The sequence below is a fragment of the Agromyces zhanjiangensis genome, assembly GCF_040496055.1.
Classification (GTDB): Bacteria; Actinomycetota; Actinomycetes; order Actinomycetales; family Microbacteriaceae; genus Agromyces; species Agromyces zhanjiangensis.
In genome coordinates this window covers 503,432-522,834 of the sequence record NZ_JBEPKB010000002.1, presented here as the reverse complement: position 1 = coordinate 522,834, position 19,403 = coordinate 503,432, and the positions used below count along the sequence as shown (strand labels likewise).

General features: G+C 71.6%; 17 protein-coding genes and 1 tRNA gene. 7 read left to right on the top strand and 11 right to left on the bottom strand.

All coding sequences use genetic code 11. The annotated features are described in order from the left end of the window. Nucleotides 1-72 precede the first annotated feature (72 nt). A tRNA-Arg gene (locus ABME02_RS05630) sits at nt 73-145 on the top strand. On the opposite strand, the gene ABME02_RS05625 is transcribed toward ABME02_RS05630, so the two are convergent. Next, a complete protein-coding gene (locus ABME02_RS05625; protein WP_353814408.1) occupies nt 107-1,351 on the bottom strand; it encodes a cation:proton antiporter in 1,245 nt (414 codons plus the stop codon). The genes ABME02_RS05630 and ABME02_RS05625 overlap by 39 nt on opposite strands. 64 nt (nt 1,352-1,415) lie before the next feature. On the opposite strand from ABME02_RS05625, the gene nadE reads away from it, so the two are divergent. Then, nucleotides 1,416-2,240, top strand: a complete 825-nt coding sequence (nadE, locus tag ABME02_RS05620) for an NAD(+) synthase (protein WP_353814280.1) — start codon at nt 1,416-1,418, stop codon at nt 2,238-2,240. A 45-nt stretch (nt 2,241-2,285) separates the two neighbouring features. Here nadE and ABME02_RS05615 read toward each other — a convergent pair whose 3' ends face one another. Next, nucleotides 2,286-2,969, bottom strand: a complete 684-nt coding sequence (locus tag ABME02_RS05615; protein ID WP_353814279.1) for a cation:proton antiporter — start codon at nt 2,967-2,969, stop codon at nt 2,286-2,288. Nucleotides 2,970-3,078: 109 nt separating this feature from the next. Then, nucleotides 3,079-4,086, bottom strand: a complete 1,008-nt coding sequence (locus ABME02_RS05610) for an aldo/keto reductase (RefSeq protein WP_353814278.1) — start codon at nt 4,084-4,086, stop codon at nt 3,079-3,081. Between the two features lie 21 nt (nt 4,087-4,107). Here ABME02_RS05610 and msrA point away from each other — a divergent pair, with 21 nt between their 5' ends. The 4 genes from msrA (at nt 4,108) to ABME02_RS05590 (ending at nt 7,842) form a co-directional block, all read left to right on the top strand. After that, nucleotides 4,108-4,632 carry a peptide-methionine (S)-S-oxide reductase MsrA gene (gene msrA / locus ABME02_RS05605; protein WP_353814277.1) on the top strand — a complete coding sequence of 175 codons (525 nt, stop codon included), beginning with the start codon at nt 4,108-4,110 and terminating at the stop codon, nt 4,630-4,632. Between the two features lie 178 nt (nt 4,633-4,810). Next, on the top strand, nt 4,811-5,383 hold the full coding sequence (locus ABME02_RS05600; RefSeq protein ID WP_353814276.1) for a single-stranded DNA-binding protein: 573 nt from the start codon (nt 4,811-4,813) through the stop codon (nt 5,381-5,383). Nucleotides 5,384-5,678: 295 nt separating this feature from the next. After that, on the top strand, nt 5,679-7,361 hold the full coding sequence (ettA, locus tag ABME02_RS05595; protein ID WP_353814275.1) for an energy-dependent translational throttle protein EttA: 1,683 nt from the start codon (nt 5,679-5,681) through the stop codon (nt 7,359-7,361). 1 nt (nt 7,362) lies between these two features. Next, nucleotides 7,363-7,842, top strand: coding sequence for an acyl-CoA thioesterase (locus tag ABME02_RS05590; protein ID WP_353814274.1), 480 nt, complete (start codon nt 7,363-7,365; stop codon nt 7,840-7,842). A gap of 79 nt (nt 7,843-7,921) precedes the next feature. On the opposite strand, the gene ABME02_RS05585 is transcribed toward ABME02_RS05590, so the two are convergent. From ABME02_RS05585 to ABME02_RS05575, 3 genes are all read right to left on the bottom strand, one after another. Continuing rightward, on the bottom strand, nt 7,922-8,482 hold the full coding sequence (locus tag ABME02_RS05585; protein ID WP_353814273.1) for a hypothetical protein: 561 nt from the start codon (nt 8,480-8,482) through the stop codon (nt 7,922-7,924). Beyond that, nucleotides 8,479-8,952 carry a Rieske (2Fe-2S) protein gene (locus ABME02_RS05580; protein WP_353814272.1) on the bottom strand — a complete coding sequence of 158 codons (474 nt, stop codon included), beginning with the start codon at nt 8,950-8,952 and terminating at the stop codon, nt 8,479-8,481. The genes ABME02_RS05585 and ABME02_RS05580 overlap by 4 nt, the downstream gene beginning before the upstream one ends. 104 nt (nt 8,953-9,056) lie before the next feature. Then, nucleotides 9,057-9,938, bottom strand: a complete 882-nt coding sequence (locus tag ABME02_RS05575; protein WP_353814271.1) for an acyl-CoA thioesterase — start codon at nt 9,936-9,938, stop codon at nt 9,057-9,059. A 92-nt stretch (nt 9,939-10,030) separates the two neighbouring features. On the opposite strand from ABME02_RS05575, the gene ABME02_RS05570 reads away from it, so the two are divergent. Beyond that, nucleotides 10,031-10,711: a DUF8185 domain-containing protein gene (locus ABME02_RS05570; protein WP_353814270.1), complete on the top strand. Its 681-nt coding sequence runs from the start codon at nt 10,031-10,033 to the stop codon at nt 10,709-10,711. 86 nt (nt 10,712-10,797) lie between these two features. Here ABME02_RS05570 and ABME02_RS05565 read toward each other — a convergent pair whose 3' ends face one another. From ABME02_RS05565 to pepN (ABME02_RS05545), 5 genes are all read right to left on the bottom strand, one after another. Beyond that, nucleotides 10,798-12,483: an FAD-binding dehydrogenase gene (locus tag ABME02_RS05565; RefSeq protein ID WP_353814269.1), complete on the bottom strand. Its 1,686-nt coding sequence runs from the start codon at nt 12,481-12,483 to the stop codon at nt 10,798-10,800. A gap of 89 nt (nt 12,484-12,572) precedes the next feature. Next, complete coding sequence (locus ABME02_RS05560) at nt 12,573-12,974, bottom strand: globin (RefSeq protein ID WP_353814268.1); 402 nt, start codon at nt 12,972-12,974, stop codon at nt 12,573-12,575. Beyond that, a complete protein-coding gene (locus ABME02_RS05555; RefSeq protein ID WP_353814267.1) occupies nt 12,971-14,089 on the bottom strand; it encodes a mechanosensitive ion channel family protein in 1,119 nt (372 codons plus the stop codon). The genes ABME02_RS05560 and ABME02_RS05555 overlap by 4 nt, the downstream gene beginning before the upstream one ends. A 119-nt stretch (nt 14,090-14,208) precedes the next feature. Beyond that, entirely contained in the window at nt 14,209-16,764 is a 2,556-nt protein-coding gene (gene pepN, locus ABME02_RS05550; protein WP_353814266.1) for an aminopeptidase N, read from the bottom strand. Next, entirely contained in the window at nt 16,764-19,316 is a 2,553-nt protein-coding gene (gene pepN / locus ABME02_RS05545; protein WP_353814265.1) for an aminopeptidase N, read from the bottom strand. Before pepN (ABME02_RS05545) ends, pepN (ABME02_RS05550) begins: the two co-directional genes overlap by 1 nt. Nucleotides 19,317-19,403: the final 87 nt, after the last annotated feature.

Below are 19,403 nucleotides of genomic sequence, written 5' to 3'. Positions count from 1 at the left end.
CACGACCGCGCCCGTACGCCCGGGGTGCGTCCGGGGTGCGTCCGGCACGCTGGGGTATCGTGGTGGCGATCGGCCCTCGTAGCTCAGCGGATAGAGCAGGAGCCTTCTAATCTCTTGGTCGCAGGTTCGATTCCTGCCGAGGGCGCCGAGTCCCGCTCCGGGTGATCGCGATGGCGATGAGCGGGTAGAGCAGGAGCGAGAGCAGTCCCGCGCCGACGAGCGCCGAGGCCGTGCCGGAGTCCATGTCGCCGGCCTCCACGCCGATCGTCGTCACGGCGACGATGATCGGCAGTGCGGTGGCCCCGAACAGTCCGGTCGCGATCCGCTCGCGCAGGGGCGCGCCGCGCGGCGCGAGCAGGGCCGACGGCAGGCCGCGGACGACGAGCAGCAGGACGGTGAACACCGGCAGCAGGATGAACGTGCGCGCGTCCTTCACGAGCGCCTCGAGGTCGAACGTGACGCCGGTGTAGATGAAGAAGACCGGCACGAAGACGCCGAAGCCGATGCCGTCGAGCTTCACCTCGATGGTGCGACGGTCCTGCTCGGGCGCTCCTTTCAGCAGGAGGCGCGCGATCACGCCCGCGGCGAAGGCGCCGAGCAGCATGTCGATGTCGAGGACGATGGAGAGCCCGACGAGCGCGAGCAGCACCATGATCACGAGGCGGATCGCGAACTGCCCGCTGGTGTGCAGGGTCGCGCCGATCGCGGCGTGGAGTGGGCGCCCGTCGCCGCGCGAGGCGCGCCAGATCGCGAGGCCCGTGATCGCGGCGAATGCGAGCAGCACGACCGCGGCGTGCAGCGGGGACCGACCGGACAGGAAGAGCGAGATCGCGATCAGCGGCAGGAACTCGCCGGCCGCGCCGATCGCGAACACCGAGACGCCGAACGGCGTCCGGAGCAGGCCCGCGTCCCGGAGGATCGGCAGCAGGGCACCGAGCGCGGTCGAGGTCAGGGCGATGCCGATGAACACGGCGCCGGCGTCGGGATCGACCAACCACCCCGCGGCCAGGCCGAGCGGCACCGAGATCAGCCAGCCGAGGCTCGCACGGACGAGCGGCCGCCCCCGGATCGCCTCGAAGTCGATCTCCTGGCCGGCGAGGAAGAACAGCATCGCGAGGCCGAAGTCGGAGAGCAGCTCGATGAACGGGTCGGGCTGGACCCAGCCGAGCACCGACGGACCGAGCGCAATGCCGAGCACCAGTTCGAAGATGACGACGGGGATCGCGATCCAGGTCCCGAACGCCCTCGTGGCGAGCGGCGCGATCGCCGCGATCGCCGGGATGAGCACCAGCGTGGGTACGTCGACGTGCACGCGGCCCCCCTTCGTCGGGGGAATGCTATCCGACGGCATGGTCGCGGCGGAGGAGGGGCGGATGCGTCATCCGCTCGTCACACGCGTGTCGTATCGTCGTGGCATGCGCGACCTCCAGGCACGGATCATCGAAGAACTGCACGTCGAGCCCGCGATCGACCCGGCCGAGCAGGTCCGTCGTCGCGTGGACTTCCTCAAGGCCTACCTCGCCGCGTCCGGGGCGAACGGCCTCGTCCTCGGCATCAGCGGCGGCCAGGACTCCTCGCTCGCTGGGCGCCTCTGCCAGCTGGCCGTCGAGGAGCTCGCCGCCGAGGGGCGCACGGCGCGGTTCATCGCGGTCCGGCTGCCGTACGGCGTGCAGCGCGACGCGGCCGACGCCGAGGTCGCGCTCGGGTTCATCCGCCCGGCGGAGACGGTCGAGTTCAACATCAAGCGCGGCGTCGACGGACTCGCCGCCGAGTTCGAGGCCGCCGTCGGGGGGCCGGTCAGCGACTTCGGCAAGGGCAACGTCAAGGCGCGCATGCGGATGGTCGCGCAGTACGCCCTGGCCGGCGAGGGCGGGCTGCTCGTGGTCGGCACGGACCACGCGGCCGAGGCGGTCACCGGGTTCTTCACGAAGTTCGGCGACGGCGGTGCCGACCTGCTGCCGCTGTCGGGGCTGACCAAGCGCCAGGGCCGCGCGGTCCTCGAGCACCTCGGCGCTCCGGAGCTCCTGTACCTCAAGACCCCGACGGCCGACCTCCTCGACCACGATCCCGGCCAGGCCGACGAGGCCAACCTCGGGCTGACCTACCGCGACATCGACGACTTCCTCGAGGGTCGCGAGATCGACGACCTGGTCGCCGAGAAGATCGAGGCCCGGTTCCTGCAGACCCGGCACAAGCGGGCGGAGCCGGTCACCATGTTCGATGCGTGGTGGCGCGCCTGACGCCCTGAGGCGCGCGGCCGCGGGCCGCGGACGGCGCGGCGGCGCTCAATCGCGCTGGGCGACGGCGCGCCGGTCCGTGTCCGCGTCGGCGACCTCGTCGGCGGTCGGCTCGGCCGGGGTCGTGACGGGCTGCGTGGCGGTGTCCTCGACGAGCGGCGCCTGCGTGTACCGCTCGTGGTGCTGCTCGGCGACCCAGGAGTCCTGCTCGGCGGCGAGCTCCTGGACCGGCTCGTCGCGCTGCAGCCGCCACCGCTCGAGGTCGTTGCGGAAGTCGCGCCGGGTGCGCGACGGATGCCGCTGCCACTCGAGCATGCGCTCGCGGAACTCGGCGACCGCGGGGTCGAGCTGGTAGCCGAACGTCGCGGAGGCGCGCTTCAGCTCGTGCAGCTGGTGCGCCGCCCAGTCGGCGGCGACGTCGGCCCCGCGCAGCGGAAGCAGTCGCACCATGATGTCGGCCTGGCCGACGGCGCGGTCGGCGAGGACCTGCTCCTGCGGGGTCAGCGAGTTCCAGACGGATGCCTCGGTCGCTGCGTCGATGAGCGTCGCGATCGCGGCGCGGCGCAGCTCCCGGTCGCGCTGCCGGATGAGACCGCGCACGGCCGAGCGGGCGATCCAGGCCGAGAGCAACCCGGAGACGAGGACCGAGACGAACACGACCCCGGCCGTGAACAGCACGGGACGGTTCTCGTCCGAGAGGATCCAGGCGACGACGTCATTCCACCACTGCATGTGCGCAGGCTAGCGCCGAGCGGCGGCGGTGCGGCGCAGCCGGCCCGGCGTGCCTCGCGACGGCCGAGCCGTCGCGAGGCAGGGGTGACGACCCCGTGGCGGCATCCGCTCAGCCGAGGGCGGTCCCGTCTGCGGCGTACGGTTCGATCGCCGCGATCTCCTCGTCGGCGAGCGGCGTGGCGTCGAGCGCCGCGACGTTCTGCTCGAGCTGTGCGACGCTCGAGGCGCCGATCAGGGCGCTCGCGACCTGCGGCACGCGGAGCACCCACGACAGCGCGAGCTGGGCGAGCGACTGCCCGCGGTCCGCCGCGATCGCGTTCAGGGCGCGGGCCCGTTCGAGGTACTCCTCGCTGATGCGCTCGGCGGGCAGGAAGTGGCTGGTCGCGGCGCGCGAACCCGCCGGCACGTCGCCCGAGAGGTACCGGTCGGTGAGGAGGCCCTGCGCGAGCGGCGAGAAGACGATCGCCGACGCGCCCACCTCGTCGAGGGCCGGGAACAGGCCGCCTTCGATATGGCGGTCGAACATCGAGTAGCGGGGCTGGTGGATCGTGAGCGGCACGCCCTCGGCGGCGAGCGCCTCGGCGGCGGCGATCGTCTGCTCGGGCGAGTAGTTCGAGATGCCGACGTAGAGCGCCTTGCCCTGCCGCACCGCGTGGGCGAGCGCACCCATCGTCTCCTCGATCGGGGTCTCGGGGTCGGGCCGATGCGAGTAGAACACGTCGACGTACTCGAGCCCGAGTCGACCGAGGCTCTGGTCGAGCGAGGCCAGCAGGTTCTTGCGCGAACCCCACTCGCCATAGGGCCCCTCCCACATGTGGTAGCCCGCCTTGGACGAGACGATGAGCTCGTCGCGGTACGGCTTCAGGTCGCTCGCGAGCAGGCGGCCGAAGTTCTCCTCGGCGCTGCCGGGAGGCGGGCCGTAGTTGTTCGCGAGGTCGAAGTGCGTGATGCCGAGGTCGAACGCACGGCGGACGATGGCCCGTTGGGTGTCGAGCGGACGGTCGTGGCCGAAGTTGTGCCACAGCCCGAGCGAGAGCGCCGGGAGCTTGAGGCCGCTCCGCCCGATCCGGTTGTAGGTCATCTGGTCGTAACGGTCGGGAGCGGCGACGAAGGTCATGCCCGGTAGCCTATGGCCGTGATGGAAAGCTACGTTCTCGCAGGCGGCTGCTTCTGGTGCCTGGACGCCGTCTACCGCACGCTCTGCGGCGTGCACGACGTGGTCTCGGGGTACACGGGCGGTGCGACGCCGAACCCCTCGTACGAGCTCGTCTGCACGGGCGCGACCGGCCACGCCGAGGCGGTGCGGGTCGACTTCGACCCCGACGTGCTTCCGCGCGAGGTCGTGCTCGACGTCTTCTTCACGCTGCACGACCCGACCCAGCTGAACCGTCAGGGAGCGGATGTCGGCACGCAGTACCGGTCCGCGATGTTCTTCACGGGCGACGCGCAGCGCGAACTGTTCGAGGCGGCACGCACGCGCGCGGCCGACTGGTGGCCCGGCGAGGTCGTGACGACGATCGAGCTGCTCGGCGAGTTCTTCCCGGCCGAGGAGTACCACCAGGACTTCTTCGCGAAGAACCCGGGCCAGGGCTACTGCCTCGCAGTGGCCCTGCCGAAGGTCAACAAGATCCGCCGCTCGTACGCGGACTACATCGTCGCCTGACCCCTCCTCACCAGCTCGGTGGAGGGCGGCGCCGTCCACCGACCGGGTGCCGGCCGACGGCCGCCGCATCCCCGGCGGCCACGCTGTGGTGAGCGGCATCCGGGGTCGTTCCGGCACGAGGGCCCCGGATGCCGCGAGCCGCCGATCCGCGGCGGCGTCGAGCCCTTGAGGAGCATCCATGTCCGACCTCGTGACCATCACCGGCGTCATCGGCAGCGACCCGCGGCACACGGTCACCGCGACCGACCTGCCGATCACCAGCTTCCGGCTGGCCTCCACGCGACGCTTCTTCGATCGCGCCTCCGGCGCGTGGACGGACGGGGAGACCAACTGGTACACGGTCTCGTCGTTCCGCCAGCTGGCCCTCAACACGGCGCGCTCGCTCCGGAAGGGGGAGCGTGTCGTCGTCCACGGGCGCCTGCGCGTCCGGGCGTGGGAGACCGGTGAGCGATCGGGCACCGCGATCGAGATCGACGCCGACGCGATCGGCCACGACCTCTCGTGGGGTGTCGCGGTGTACTCGAAGACCTCCGCCGCCCGCCTCGTCGACCCCGCCGTTGAGGCCGAGGAGCCCGGTGCGGGCGCCGAGGCGGAGGAGACCGGCGCGGTCGTCGAGGGCGAGAAGGGTCGCACCGACCTTCCCGATTGGGCCGAGGGCGCGGACTGGTCCGTCCCGCTGACCGGGGACGACGACGACCTCCGTCCGGGGGCGACCGGCGACGCCGTGCTCGGGCCGACGTCGGCCTCCTGATCCGCAGGTCCCGCGGTCTCGCGGTGGCCGGGTCGGAGACCCGCCGCCGTGGGGACCGTGCGGTTCGGAGGTCGACGCGGCCCGTGGACGGGAGCGGGCTCATCGCTCGCGGCATCCGTCGCGGTGTCGGTCGCGTCCTGAGCGCTCGCACCGCGGCGTTCGCGGGCACGGATGCCTCGTCGGAGCGACCGTCTCGATCGGCGGAGAGCGACCGCAGGACCGCGCGGACCGGACGCGCCGGGACGGGCCGCTAGGCTGGAGGGCTGAACCGCGCACTCCCGACGTGAGGAACTCAGTGGCTGACTACATTTACTCGATGGTCCGCGCCCGCAAGGCGGTCGGTGACAAGGTGATCCTCGACGACGTCACGATGGCGTTCCTCCCCGGAGCGAAGATCGGCGTCGTCGGCCCGAACGGCGCCGGAAAGTCGACGATCCTGAAGATCATGGCCGGACTCGACCAGCCGTCCAACGGCGAGGCGCGACTCACGCCCGGGTACTCGGTCGGCATCCTCATGCAGGAGCCCGAGCTCGACGAGACCAAGACGGTCCTCGAGAACGTGCAGGAGGGCGTCGGTCCGATCAAGGCCAAGATCGACCGCTTCAACGAGATCTCGGCCGCGATGGCCGACCCCGACGCCGACTTCGACACGCTGCTCGCCGAGATGGGCACGCTGCAGGAGGAGATCGACGCGGCGGACGCGTGGGACCTCGACTCGCAGCTCGACCAGGCCATGGACGCCCTCCGCTGCCCGCCGAGCGACACGCCGGTCTCGGTCCTCTCCGGCGGTGAGAAGCGACGCGTCGCACTCTGCAAGCTGCTGCTGCAGAAGCCCGACCTGCTCCTCCTCGACGAGCCCACCAACCACCTCGACGCCGAGAGCGTGCTGTGGCTCGAGCAGCACCTCGCCAAGTACCCCGGCGCCGTGCTCGCCGTGACCCACGACCGGTACTTCCTCGACCACGTCGCGGAGTGGATCTGCGAGGTCGACCGCGGCCGCCTCTACCCCTACGAGGGCAACTACTCGACGTACCTCGAGAAGAAGGCCGAGCGCCTCCAGGTGCAGGGCAAGAAGGACCAGAAGCTCCAGAAGCGCCTGAAGGACGAGCTCGAGTGGGTCCGCTCGAACGCGAAGGGGCGCCAGGCGAAGTCGAAGGCCCGCCTCGCGCGCTACGAGGAGATGGCGGCCGAGGCCGAGCGCACGCGGAAGCTCGACTTCGAGGAGATCCAGATCCCCGCGGGTCCGCGCCTCGGCGACGTCGTGCTCGAGGCGAAGAAGCTCGAGAAGGGCTTCGGCGACCGCATGCTGATCGACGGGCTGAGCTTCACGCTCCCGCGCAACGGCATCGTCGGCATCATCGGCCCCAACGGCGTCGGCAAGACCACGCTGTTCAAGACCATCGTCGGCTACGAGCCGCTCGACGGCGGCAACCTCAAGATCGGCGAGACCGTCAAGCTCTCGTACGTCGACCAGTCGCGCACCGGCATCGACCCGAACAAGACCCTCTGGGAGGTCGTCTCGGACGGGCTCGACTACATCCAGGTCGGCAAGACCGAGGTGCCGAGCCGTGCGTACGTGTCGACCTTCGGGTTCAAGGGACCCGACCAGCAGAAGCGCGCGGGCGTGCTCTCCGGCGGTGAGCGCAACCGACTGAACCTCGCGCTGACGCTCAAGCAGGGCGGCAACCTCCTGCTCCTCGACGAACCGACCAACGACCTCGACGTCGAGACGCTCTCGAGCCTCGAGAACGCGCTGCTCGAGTTCCCTGGCTGCGCCGTGGTCATCACCCACGACCGGTGGTTCCTCGACCGCATCGCGACGCACATCCTCGCCTACGAGGGCACCGACGAGAGCCCGGCGGACTGGTACTGGTTCGAGGGCAACTTCGAGGCGTACGAGGCCAACAAGGTCGAGCGCCTCGGCCCGGAGGCCGCGAAGCCCCACCGCTCCACGTACCGCAAGCTCACGAGGGATTGAGATGCGCCTGCACGTGCCGACGCCGCTCCGCTGGAGCGATCTCGACGCGTACGGCCACGTGAACAACGCCCGGATGCTGAGCCTGCTCGAGGAGGCTCGCATCCAGGCGTTCTGGGTCAACGACGACGGCACCGCCGAGCACGCCGTCGGCGCGTCGACGGCGGTGATCGACGCGTCGCCCGGCTCGGCCACGCTCTCGCTGATCGCGAGGCAGGAGGTCGAGTACCTCGCTCCGATCCCGTACCAGCGGCTGCCGCTCGACATCGAGCTCTGGATCGGTCGCATGGGCGGTGCGAGCCTCGAGGTCTGCTACGAGGTGTACTCGCCCGTGGGCGCCGAACCGCGGACGCTCTACACGCGCGCCGCGACGACGATCGTCCTCGTCGATGCCGCGACCGAGAAGCCGCGGCGGATCACCGACGCCGAGCGCGTCGCGTGGGAGCCGTACCTCGGCGATCCGATCGCGTTCCGTCGACGCTGATCCCGACGGCGTTCCCCCGTCGCGCGGCGGTCGACCGATCGACGGATCGTCGGATCGGCACCGCGCCGCAGCGTCCGCGCTATCGGTCCTCGAGCGGTTCGTCGCTGAAGGATCCCTCCCACACCGCTCGGCTGCCTGCCTCGCCGACGCGGACGGTCGTCCAGACGGCGCCGACGCCGACGCCGATCGTCGCCACGATCAGCAGGATCGCGATCGCGACGCGGGCCGGGCTCCGTCGCGCCGGCGTGGACACACCCCGCGCGGCGGCGACCTCCGTGTCCGTGACCCTGTGCGACGCGGCGCGCTCGGCGAGCGCGAGGCCGCCGATGAGCGCGGCGACGACCGCGAGCGCGACGACCCACGGTAGGATGTCCTCGCCCTGGTCGGCGTGCTCCTCGATGAGCGGCGTCTCCGGCACGCGCTCGACGAGCCACCTGCCCGCCTCGACGGTGATCCACGTCAGCCCCAGGAGCACGACGGAGCCGATGAGCGTCGGGATCCACAGCACGCGCCGGGCAGCCGGCCATGCGGCGAGCACCACGAGCAGGGCCGAGAGCAACGGCACGCCGACCACGACGGCGTGCACGAGCAGCACGTGCATCGGCAGGCCGGCGACCTGGAAGTCGAAGAGTTCGCTCATCCGGCGATCACGCGGTCCCCGTCGACGCTGACCGGCACCGAGGGAAGCGGCTCGAGCGCCGGGCCCTGCTCGACGTCGCCGGTCGCGGCGTCGAAGGTCGAGCCGTGGCACGGGCAGACGAACGTCGCGCCCTCGGCCGAGACCGTGCAGCCCTGATGGGTGCAGATCGCGCTGAAGGCCACGACCTCGCCGGCGGTCGGCTGCGAGAGCAGCACCGGTTCGCCGCCGATGGTGGCGCCGATGCTGCCGCCGACGGGGATGTCGGCGAGCGCAGCGACGTCCTCGCCCGCGGCGGCGGTCGGCGTGTCGGAGCCGCCGGCGTCGCTTCCCGCGTTCCCCGTGCCGGACTCGCCGCCGTCGGCGGAATCCGAGGATGGAGCGCATCCGGCGAGGATCAGCGCGCCGCCGAGCGCGCCGCTCCCGCCCAGCGCGAGCGCCGTGCGGCGCGAGAGTTCGCGAGCGTCGTCCATGTGCTGCCTCCTCATCCGGGCCGCGACGCGCGGCGTGGTGCCATTCTGCGGTACATCGTCCAGCCGGTGGCGCATTCGCCGCGATCCTTCAGGATGCGCCCGCCTCAGCCGACCGCGGCCGGGTCGGGCACGCGGACCATGCCCTCCTGCGCCACGCTCGCGACGAGCAGGCCCTCGCGCGTGTAGATGCGACCGAGCGAGAGCCCCCGCCCACCGCTCGCCGACGGCGAATCCATGGTGAACAGCAGCCACTCGTCGACGCGTGCGTCGCGGTGCCACCACATCGCGTGGTCGAGGCTCGCGACCTTCAGCCCCGGCGTCGCCCACGCGACGCCGTGCGCCCGCATCACCGGCTCGAGGATGGAGTAGTCGCTGGCGTAGGCGAGCGCCGCGCGGTGCTGCCGGAGGTCGTCGGGAAGGCGACCGAACGCCTTCATCCAGACGACCTGGTGCGGCACCCGCTCGCCCTCGACGGTGAGGTAGACCGGCGACGGGATGTGCCGGACGTCGAAGGCCCGCTCGCTCGACCAGTACCGGGCCACATCGTGGTCGAGGTGGCCGAGCACGTCGGCGGTCGACGGCAGCGAGTCGGGATCGGGGAGGTCGTGCGGCATCCCGATCTGGTGCTCCAGGCCGTCGTCGCGCGTCTGGAACGAGGCGATCAGCGAGAGGATGGGCAGGCCGTGCTGGAACGCCTGCGTGCGACGCGTCGAGAACGACCGGCCGTCGTGGATGCGGTCCACCGAGAACGTGATCGGGTGCTCCACGTCGCCGGGGCGCAGGAAGTAGCCGTGCATCGAGTGGATGGGGCGATCGTCGGGGACCGTGTGCGTCGCCGCGATGATCGACTGGGCCAGCACCTGGCCGCCGAAGACGCGGCCGCGCGGCATCCACTGCGACGGGCCGGTGAAGATGTCCTCGTCGGTTCGCGCACCCGTGTCGGTGAGTCGCAGCGTGCTCAGCAGGCCCTCGATCGAACCGCTCATCGTTCCTCCGTCTGGTCGGTCGGCCGTCGCGGCCGATCGGCGGGTGGGCGACGGGCGGGGCCGCGGCGCTCTCTCGGTAGTCTAGACAGGCCATGGTCCAGCAATTCACGCTTGCCGACAGCCTGTCGCTCGGCGATCTGCACACGTACCTCCAGCGCGCCTCGCGCGTGGAGGACGGCTCGGTGCGCCTCGTCGCGGCGAACGGGATCCTGGCCGTGTACACCGCGATCCTGTACCCGCGCGGCATCCTCGACGAGAGCCCGACCGTGCTCGGGCTGCGCACCTTCCAGCTCTTCGAGACCGACGACTTCGACGTGGTCGTGCCCATGCGCTCGGTCGTCGACCGCATCGTGCGTGCGCGCGGCGAGATCGGCGAGGACGACGAGTCGCGCCCGGTCACGATGACGAGGCCACCCGAGGTCAACACGGTCACCTGGGCGGGCATCTCCCCGCCGCGGGGCGGCTGGCGGCAGCTCGGCGAGACGGATGCCGCGACGCTCGAGCGGGCGGCCCGCGCGGGTATCGACGAGGTCGCGGCGACGATCCCCGACGGGACCGGCGAGCAGCTCGTCCAGCGCGTCCGCTCCGAGGTGTGGGGTCGCGGCATCGACGGGCTCGAGTACGTGCCGGCCGGCGCGGCGTTCGCGGCGTTCAGCCTCGGCTTCCTCGGCGACGACCCGACCGCGCTGTTCGAGACCGGCCCGTGGACGCGCCTGAGCTCCCGGCGCGGTCACGTGCTGGTCCGCCGGAAGGCCTGGACGCTCAAGGCGTAGCCGCGGCATCCCTCACGGGCGTCCCTGCGACCCGCCGCCGACACCGACGGCGGGAAGGGCTCCATACGCGCGTCCGCCCGGGTCGCTCAGCGCGCCGCGATCGCGCGCCCCGCCGCGCGGCCCGTGAACAGGCACCCGCCGAGGAACGTGCCCTCGAGCGCGCGGTAGCCGTGCACGCCGCCGCCGCCGAAGCCGGCGGCCTCGCCGACCGCATAGAGGCCGGGAACGGGCGCGCCGTCGCCGCCGAGCGCCCGCGAGTCGAGGTCGGTCTGGATGCCGCCGAGGCTCTTGCGCGTCAGGATGTGGAGCTTCACGGCGATGAGCGGGCCGGCCTTCGGGTCGAGGATGCGATGCGGCGGCGCCACCCGGATGAGCTTGTCGCCGCGGTACTTGCGGGCGCCGCGGACGGCGGTCAGCTGCAGGTCCTTCGAGAACTCGTGCTCGACCTCGCGGTCGCGGGCGACGATCTCGCGCTCGACGTTCTCGGTGTCGAGGAGGTCGTCGGGGGAGAGGCGGCGCATCCCGTCGAGGAGCTCTGGGAGCGTGTCGGCGACCACGAAGTCGACGCCGTGCTGCTTGAACGCCTCGACCGGCCCGGGTGCCCCCGAACCGAGGCGGTCGGCGAGCAGGCGGAGGTCCCTGTTCGTCAGGTCCGGGTTCTGCTCGCTGCCCGAGAGCGCGAACTCCTTCTCGATGATGCGCTGGGTGAGCACGAACCACGAGTGCCCGTGGCCGGTGCGCGAGAGGTGCTCGAGGGTGCCGAGTGTGTCGAAGCCGGGGAAGAGCGGGGCGGGCAGGCGCGCGCCCGTGGCGTCGAACCACATCGACGACGGCCCGGGCAGGATGCGGATGCCGTGCCTGGCCCACACCGGATCCCAGTTCGTGATGCCCTCGGTGTAATGCCACATGCGGTCGCCGTTGACGAGGCGGGCACCGGATGCCTCGGCGATGCCGAGCATGCGGCCGTCGACATGGGCCGGAACGCCCGACAGCATCTCGGCCGGCGGCGTGCCGAGCCGCTCGGGCCACGCCGCGCGGACGAGGTCGTGGTCGCCGCCGATGCCGCCGGACGCGACGACGACGGCGGCGGCGCGCACCTCGAACTCGCCGACGACGTCGCGATTCGACCCCTCGCCGCGCTCGACGTCGTCGGGCGCGAGCCGCGCGCCGCGGACCCCGACCACGGCGCCGTCCTCGACGACGAGCGCGTCCACGCGGTGGCGGAACCGCAGCGACACCAGCCCGGCGGCCTCGCCCGCGCGCACGCGCGCGATGAACGGTTCGAGCACGCCCGGCCCGGTGCCCCACGTGATGTGGAAACGGGGCACCGCGTTGCCGTGCCCGACCGCCATGCCGGCGCCGCGTTCGGCCCAGCCGACGACCGGGAAGAACTTCAGGCCCTTCTCGCGGAGCCACGCCCGCTTCTCGCCGGCCGCGAACTCGAGGTACGCCTCGGCCCACCGGCGGCCCCACTCGTCCTCGTCGCGGTCGAAACCGGCGGTTCCGAGCCAATCCTTGCGCGCGAGTTCGAGCGAGTCGCGGACCCCGAGTCTCCGTTGCTCGGGCGTGTCGACCAGGAACAGCCCACCGAACGACCACCAGGCCTGCCCGCCGAGGCTCGCCTCGGGCTCCTGGTCGACGACCACGACGCGCTTGCCCGCCTCGACCAGTTCCGATGCGGCGACGAGGCCGGACAGGCCGCCGCCGACGATCACGGCGTCGAACTCGGCGCCGGCGTCGGCGGGCACGGGGGGAGTGGTCGGGTCGGCCACGGGGGACTCCTTCGTCTCGGGCGATGCGGCTCGCGTCCAGGGGTGCGGATGCCGCGGGGCCGCGCCTGGGGGCGCGATGCGGGCGGCGGCTACTCCTCGAAGGTGTTCACCATCGCGAACGCCGCCCGCTGGAGATAGTCCCACAGGGTCGCCTCAGCGACCGGCGGGAGATCGAGCGTGTCGACGGCTGCGCGCATGTGCGCGAGCCAGCGGTCGCGGGCGTCGGGGTTGACCTTGAACGGCTGGTGCCGGAGCCGCAGGCGCGGGTGGCCGCGCTGCTCGCCGTACGTTGTGGGCCCGCCCCAGTACTGCTCGAGGAACATGAGCAGCCGTTCCTCGGCGGGGCCGAGGTCCTCCTCGGGGTACATGGGCTTCAGCACCGGGTCGCCGGCCACGCCGCGGTAGAACTCGTGGACGAGCCTCGCGAAGGTCTCGTGGCCGCCGACCTGGTCGTAGAAGCTCGGCGAGGGGAGATGGTCGGGCAGGCTCACGGGGCGTCCTTCGGGTTCGTGTCGGCGTCGGTCGTGGTCGGGACGCTGCCCGTGCCGGTGACGGTGCTCGCGGCGCGCATCGCGCGGAGCAGGCGCTTGCTCGGCGCCTTCCGCTCCACGACGGCGCTCGGCTCGGTCTTCGGCGGCTTCGCACCCTTCACCCGGGTCACGCCGTCGAAGCCGGTGAGGACGACGCTCGACAGGCTCGGCAGGGTCAGGTCCATGTCGTCGAGCGTGCGCTTCAGCCGCATCCGGAGCTCGCGGGCGACGTCGTCCTTGGCCGAGGTCCGGACCTTCATGACGATGCGGATGACCATGGCGTCGGCCGACACCGATTCGAGACCCCAGACCTCCGGCTTCTCGAGCACGCGCGAGCGCCACTTGCCCGACCGGGTCATCTCGTCGGCGGTGCCGAGCATCGCCGCCTCGACCTCGTCGACGTCGGCCGTGTACGGCACGGCGAGGTCGATGATGACCCTGGCCCAGCCCTGCGACATGTTGCCGACCCGGGTGATCTCGCCGTTGCGCACGAACCAGAGCGTGCCGTTGACGTCGCGAACGGACGTCACGCGGATGCGCACCTCCTCGACGATGCCCGTCGCGTGTCCCAGGTCGACGATGTCGCCGACGCCGAGTTGGTCCTCGACGACCATGAACATGCCGTTCAGGGCATCCTTCACGATGTTCTGCGCGCCGAAGCCGAGCCCCGCGCCGATCGCCGCGGAGAGCAGCGTGAACGAACCGAGCACGTCCGGCCAGAGCGTGCCGACCACGAGGATCACCACGAGGATGGCGATCGTGACGTTCACGATGTTCTTCAGCACCGACCCGAGCGTGCGCGTGCGCTGCACGACGCGGACGGCCGCGAGCGGCGACGCCGCGTTCAACGCCTGGGTGTCGGAGACATCCTGCTTGCGCTTGACGCCGGTGACGATCTGGTTGACCGTCCGCCGGATCACGAAGTGCAGGATCCAGCGGATGACGAGCGCGACCGCGACGATGATGGCGATGTCGATGAGGTTGAACAGGACCTGCCCGTACCAGGTCTCCTGGAAGGCGTCGATCTGGACGGAGATGTCGACCTGCTCGGGGCCGGGCTCTTCGAACGCGCGCATGATGCTCGAATCCTACTGAGCCGGGCCCGGGCGGATGCTGGATGCCCGGACGACGCACGGCCCGCCGGCGCCCGGGAGGGGCGCGCGGCGGGCCGTGCGCGACGCGGTCGGGCTCGCCGTCAGTCCGCGGTCGAGGCGTCGCGCCCGCGGGCCGCGAGGGCGCGTTCGAGCTCGCTCAGCTGCTCCGCGACGAGTCGGTGCAGCGGAGCGGGTTCGGCGTGCGACTCCAGCCACGCGCCGACCATCGCGGCGAGCTCGGCGTCGACGACCGGTGCCGGGAACAGCCTCCGCACGATGAGCGCGGCCATCGTGAAGCTGCGCTCGGCCCACACCCGGTCGAGCAGGTCGAGGTACTCCCGGGCGCTGCCCGCGAGGAGCGAGGCATCCGTCGTCCGCTGCCAGCCGTCGGCGATCGCTCGCGCCAGGTCGTTCGAGAGCGTCGTGTCGGTCGCGACGCGCCGCCACGCGGCATCCTTCACGGCCTGGTCGGGTCGCGCCGCGCGCGCGGTCTCGGCGAGCTGGCGCCCCTTCGCCGTGTCGTCGGCCGCGAGCGCCGTGTCGATCTCGTCGTCGGAGGCGGCGCCGAGCGCCGCCCGGGCGACCGCGATCTCCCAGCGCAGGTCGAGGTCGATGACGAGGCCCGGCAGGCTCGTCTCGCCCGTCGCGAGGGACTCGAGGACGTCGGCGTGGGCGGCCACGCATGCGAGTCGCGTGAACGCCTTCACGAACTGCAGTTGGGCGTCCGATCCCGCCGGCGCGAGTTCGGCGAGCGCCCAGATCGCATCCGCGGCCTCCTCCGCGAGCACGTCGCGGTGGTGGTCCGCGAGGTAACGGGAGACCGCGAACTCGAGCCGGGAGAGCGCCAGACCGCGGGCGGCGGACTGCGTCTCGTGCCCGACGTTCGCCACGACGAGTCGCACGAAGTCGGCGGCGGGGATCTCCGCATCGCGGACGCCGTCCCACGCCGACCCCATGACGACCGCCCGGGCCACCGGGTCGACGAGGTCGGACAGCCGGTCGCGGGCGACCGCGAACGACGGCCCGTCGAGGCGCACCTTCGCGTAGGTGAGGTCGTCGTCGTTCACGAGCAGCAGGGCGGGGCGCGGCCGGCCGACGAGCTCCGGCACGTCGGTCGAGGCGCCGTCGACGTCGAGCTCGACCCGGTGCACGCGCTCGAGCGATCCGTCGACGTCGTCGTAGGACCCGATCGCGACGCGGTGCGGGCGGATCGTCGGCTGCGACGCGGCCGCAGTCTGCACGACCCGCGCCGAGGTCACGAGCCCCGCGGCATCCGTCTCGACCTCGAGCCGCAGGGTGTTCACGCCCGCCGTCTCGAGCCACGTCGCCGACCATCCCGCCAGGTCGCGACCGCTTGCGCGTTCCAGTTCGACGAGCAGGTCGGCGAGGGTCGCGTTGCCGCCCGCATTGCGGGTGAGGTAGGCGCCGACGCCGCGCTGGAAGGCCTCGAGCCCCACCCATGCGACGAGCTGCTTGAGCACCGAGGCGCCCTTGTCGTACGTGATCGCGTCGAAGTTCACCTCGACGTCGCCGAGGTCGCGGATCTCCGCGACGATCGGGTGCGTCGAGGGCAGCTGGTCCTGTTCGGCGGCGTGCGTCTTCTCGTCGCTCGCGAAGGTCGCCCAGACGTCGGTGAACTCGGTGACCTGCGAGGTCGCGAGCGTCGACGCCCACGTGGCGAAGGACTCGTTCAGCCACAGGTCGTTCCACCAGCGCATCGTGACCGAGTTGCCGAACCACATGTGGCTGAGCTCGTGGAGCACGACGATGGCGCGCTGCTCGCGCCGCGCGTCGGACACCCGCGAGCGGAACAGGTAGCCCTCGTTGAAGGTCACCGCGCCGACGTTCTCCATCGCGCCCCAGTTGTACTCGGGCACGAAGACCTGGTCGTACTTGCCGTACGGGTAGGGCACGCCGAAGGCGTCCTCGTAGAACGCGAGTCCGCGCTGCACGAGTTCGAACATGACGTCGGGCTCGGCGTACTGCGAGAGCGACGCGCGCGTGAACAGGCCGAGCGGCACCTCCCGCCCGTCACGGCTCGTCGCCGACGACCGCCACGACGCGTACGGGCCGGCGATGATCGCGACGATGTAGCTCGAGATGACGGGGCCGGTCTCGAACGCCCAGACCGCGATGCCGGATGCGGCGGGGTGCGGCTCGGGCGAAGGCGCGTTGCTCAGCACGCTCCAGTGGTCGGGCGCCGTGATCGTGAAGCGGACCGACGCCTTGAGGTCGGGCTGGTCGAACACGGCGTACACGCGGTTCGCCTCGGCGACCGCGAACTCGGTGTAGAGGTACGCCTCGCCGTCGACGGGGTCGACGAAGCGGTGCAGCCCCTCGCCGGTGTTCGTGTACTCGCGCGTCGAGACGACCAGCAGCTCGTTCTCGGCCTCGAGGTCGGCGAGGCGGATGCGATAGCCGTCGGAGACGGACGCGACGTCGAGCGGCCGACCGTTCAGGACGACCTCGTGGAGCTCCGCGGTGGTGGCCTCGATGAACGTCGACGCACCGGGCGTCGCCGTGAAGCGCACGAGCGTGTCCGACCGGAACCGGCCGTCGTCGCCCGTGAGGTCGAGCGTGACCTCGTACGCGGGGGAGCCGAGGAGCGATGCGCGCTCCTCGGCCTCCGCCCGCGTCAGGTCGGGGCGACCCGACATCAGGCGTCCTGCGCGTCGCGCGCCTGCGCGGCCAGGGCGCGGTCGACCCCCGCGAGGTTCTCGACGACGAGTCGCCGGAGCGCGGCGGGCGCCTCCGGGTTCGCGTCGAGCCAAGCGCGCGAGGCGTCGGCCAGCGCGCCGTTCGCCAGGGTCGACGGGTAGAGGCCGTCGACGAGCTTCTCGGCGATCGCGTAGCTGCGCTCGGCCCAGACCCGCCCGATCATGGCGAAGTACCGGTCGACGAAGCCCTCCAGCAGGGCGAGGTCGGCCGATCGCACGAAGCCGATCGCGGTGTCGCGCACGACGGAGTTCGTCGCCGTGTCGGAATCGATGAGCGACGACCACGCGCGCTCCTTGGCCTCCGCCGTGGGGATCGCCGCACGCGCCTTCGAGGCGGCCTCGCGGCCGGTGACCGTGTCGTCCTCGGCGAGGCGCGCGTCGATCTCGGCGTCGCCGGCCCGGCCGGCCGCGGCGAGCGCGATGAGCAGTTCCCAGCCGAGGTCGGTGTCGACGGCGAGGCCGTCGAGCGACGCCGTCCCCGCGTAGAGGTCCTCGAGCGCGCCGAGGTTCGAGCCGTGCTCGGCGATCGCGGCGAACGACTTGACGAACTGGAACTGGGCGTCGCTGCCGGCCTCGGCCTCGTTCGCGAGCTCCCAGAATCCGTCGGCGAGGCGGCGCAGCGCGTCGGTCCGACGTGCGGGCTCGGTGTACGCGCTCGCGGCCAGGATCGCGTTCGCGAGGACGATGCGCAGCGTCGTCGACTCGGTCTCGCTCGCGATGTTGCCGAGCACGAGCGCGAGGTAGTCGCTCGCACGGGTCTCGGCGTCGCGCGTGGCATCCCACACCGAGCTCCACACGAGCGCCCGCGCCAACGGGTCCTCGATCTCCGACAGGTTCGCCAGGGCCACGCCGTGCGAAGCGCCGTCGAGGCGGATCTTGGCGTACGCCAGGTCGTCGTCGTTCAGCAGCACGAGGTCGGGACGCGCGATGCCGACGAGCTCCGCGACCTCGGTGCGCTCGCCGTCGACGTCGAGCTCCACGCGGTGCTCGCGCACGAGCTTGCCGCCGGTGAGGTTGTAGAAGCCGATCGCGAGACGGTGCGGGCGCAGGGTCGGGTAGGCCTCGATCGCCGACTGGAGCACGGCGAACGAGGTGATCCGGCCGTCGTGGTCGGTCTCGATCTCGGGCCGCAGCGTGTTCACGCCGGCGGTCTCGAGCCAGAGCTTCCCCCAGTCCGACAGGTCGCGGCCGCTCGCGACCTCGAGCTCGGCGAGCAGGTCGGCGAGGGTCGTGTTGCCCCACGCGTGCTTCTGGAAGTACGCGGAGACTCCGGCGAAGAACTCGTCGACGCCGACCCAGGCGACCAGCTGCTTCAGCACCGACCCGCCCTTGGCGTAGGTGATGCCGTCGAAGTTCACGAGCACGTCCTCGAGGTCGCGGATCTCGGCGACGATCGGGTGCGTCGAGGGCAGCTGGTCCTGCCGGTACGCCCAGCTCTTCTCCATGGCGTTGAAGGTCGTCCAGGCGCCCTCCCACTCGGTCGCCTCCGCGGTCGCGATCGTCGACGCCCACTCGGCGAACGACTCGTTCAGCCACAGGTCGTTCCACCACTTCATGGTCACGAGGTCGCCGAACCACATGTGCGCGAGCTCGTGCAGGATCGTGACGACCCGGCGCTCGCGGATCGCGTCCGTCACCTTCGAGCGGAACACGTACACCTCGGTGAACGTGACCGCGCCCGCGTTCTCCATCGCGCCGGCGTTGTACTCGGGCACGAAGAGCTGGTCGTACTTCGCGAACGGGTAGGGCACGCCGAACTTCGCCTCGAAGTACTCGAAGCCCTGCTTGGTCTTCTCGAACACGTAGTCGGCGTCCAAGTACTCCGACAGGCTCCTGCGGGCGAACACGCCGAGCGGGATCACGCGGCCGTCGGCGCTCGTGAGTTCGTCGCGCACCACGTCGTAGGGGCCGGCGACGAGCGCCGTGATGTAGCTGGAGATCCGCGGCGTCGGCTCGAAGGCCCAGGTCTTCGCACCCTCATGCGCGTCGACGGGCTCGGGCGTCGGCGAGTTCGACACGACCTGCCAGTGTGCGGGCGCCGTCACCGTGAACCGGAACGCCGCCTTCAGGTCGGGCTGCTCGAACACCGCGTACATGCGGCGCGAGTCGGGCACCTCGAACTGGGTGTACAGGTAGACCTCGTCGTCGACCGGGTCGACGAAGCGGTGCAGGCCCTCGCCCGTGTGCATGTAGCGGCCGTCGGCCACGACGGTCAGCTCGTTCTCGTCCTCGAGGTCGGCGAGCTGGATGCGGACGCCGTCGCTGACCTCGGCGGGGTCGAGGTCCTGGCCGTTGAGCGTGACCGAGTGCACGGTCGCGGTGATCGCGTCGATGAACGTCGACGCACCCTTCCGGGCGGCGAACCGCACGGTCGTCTCGGAGCGGAACACCTCCGGCCCGGTCGTCACGTCCAGCCGGACGTCGTAGTCGTGCACCGTGACGAGCGCGGCGCGCTCCTCGGCCTCGATGCGGGTGAGGTTCTCTCCAGGCACTCAGGTCTCCATCTGCGTCGAACGGATGCGTCGCCCCGGCGTTCGTGGCGCGGGACAACCCGATCAGCCTAGTCGTGCGACCTGCGC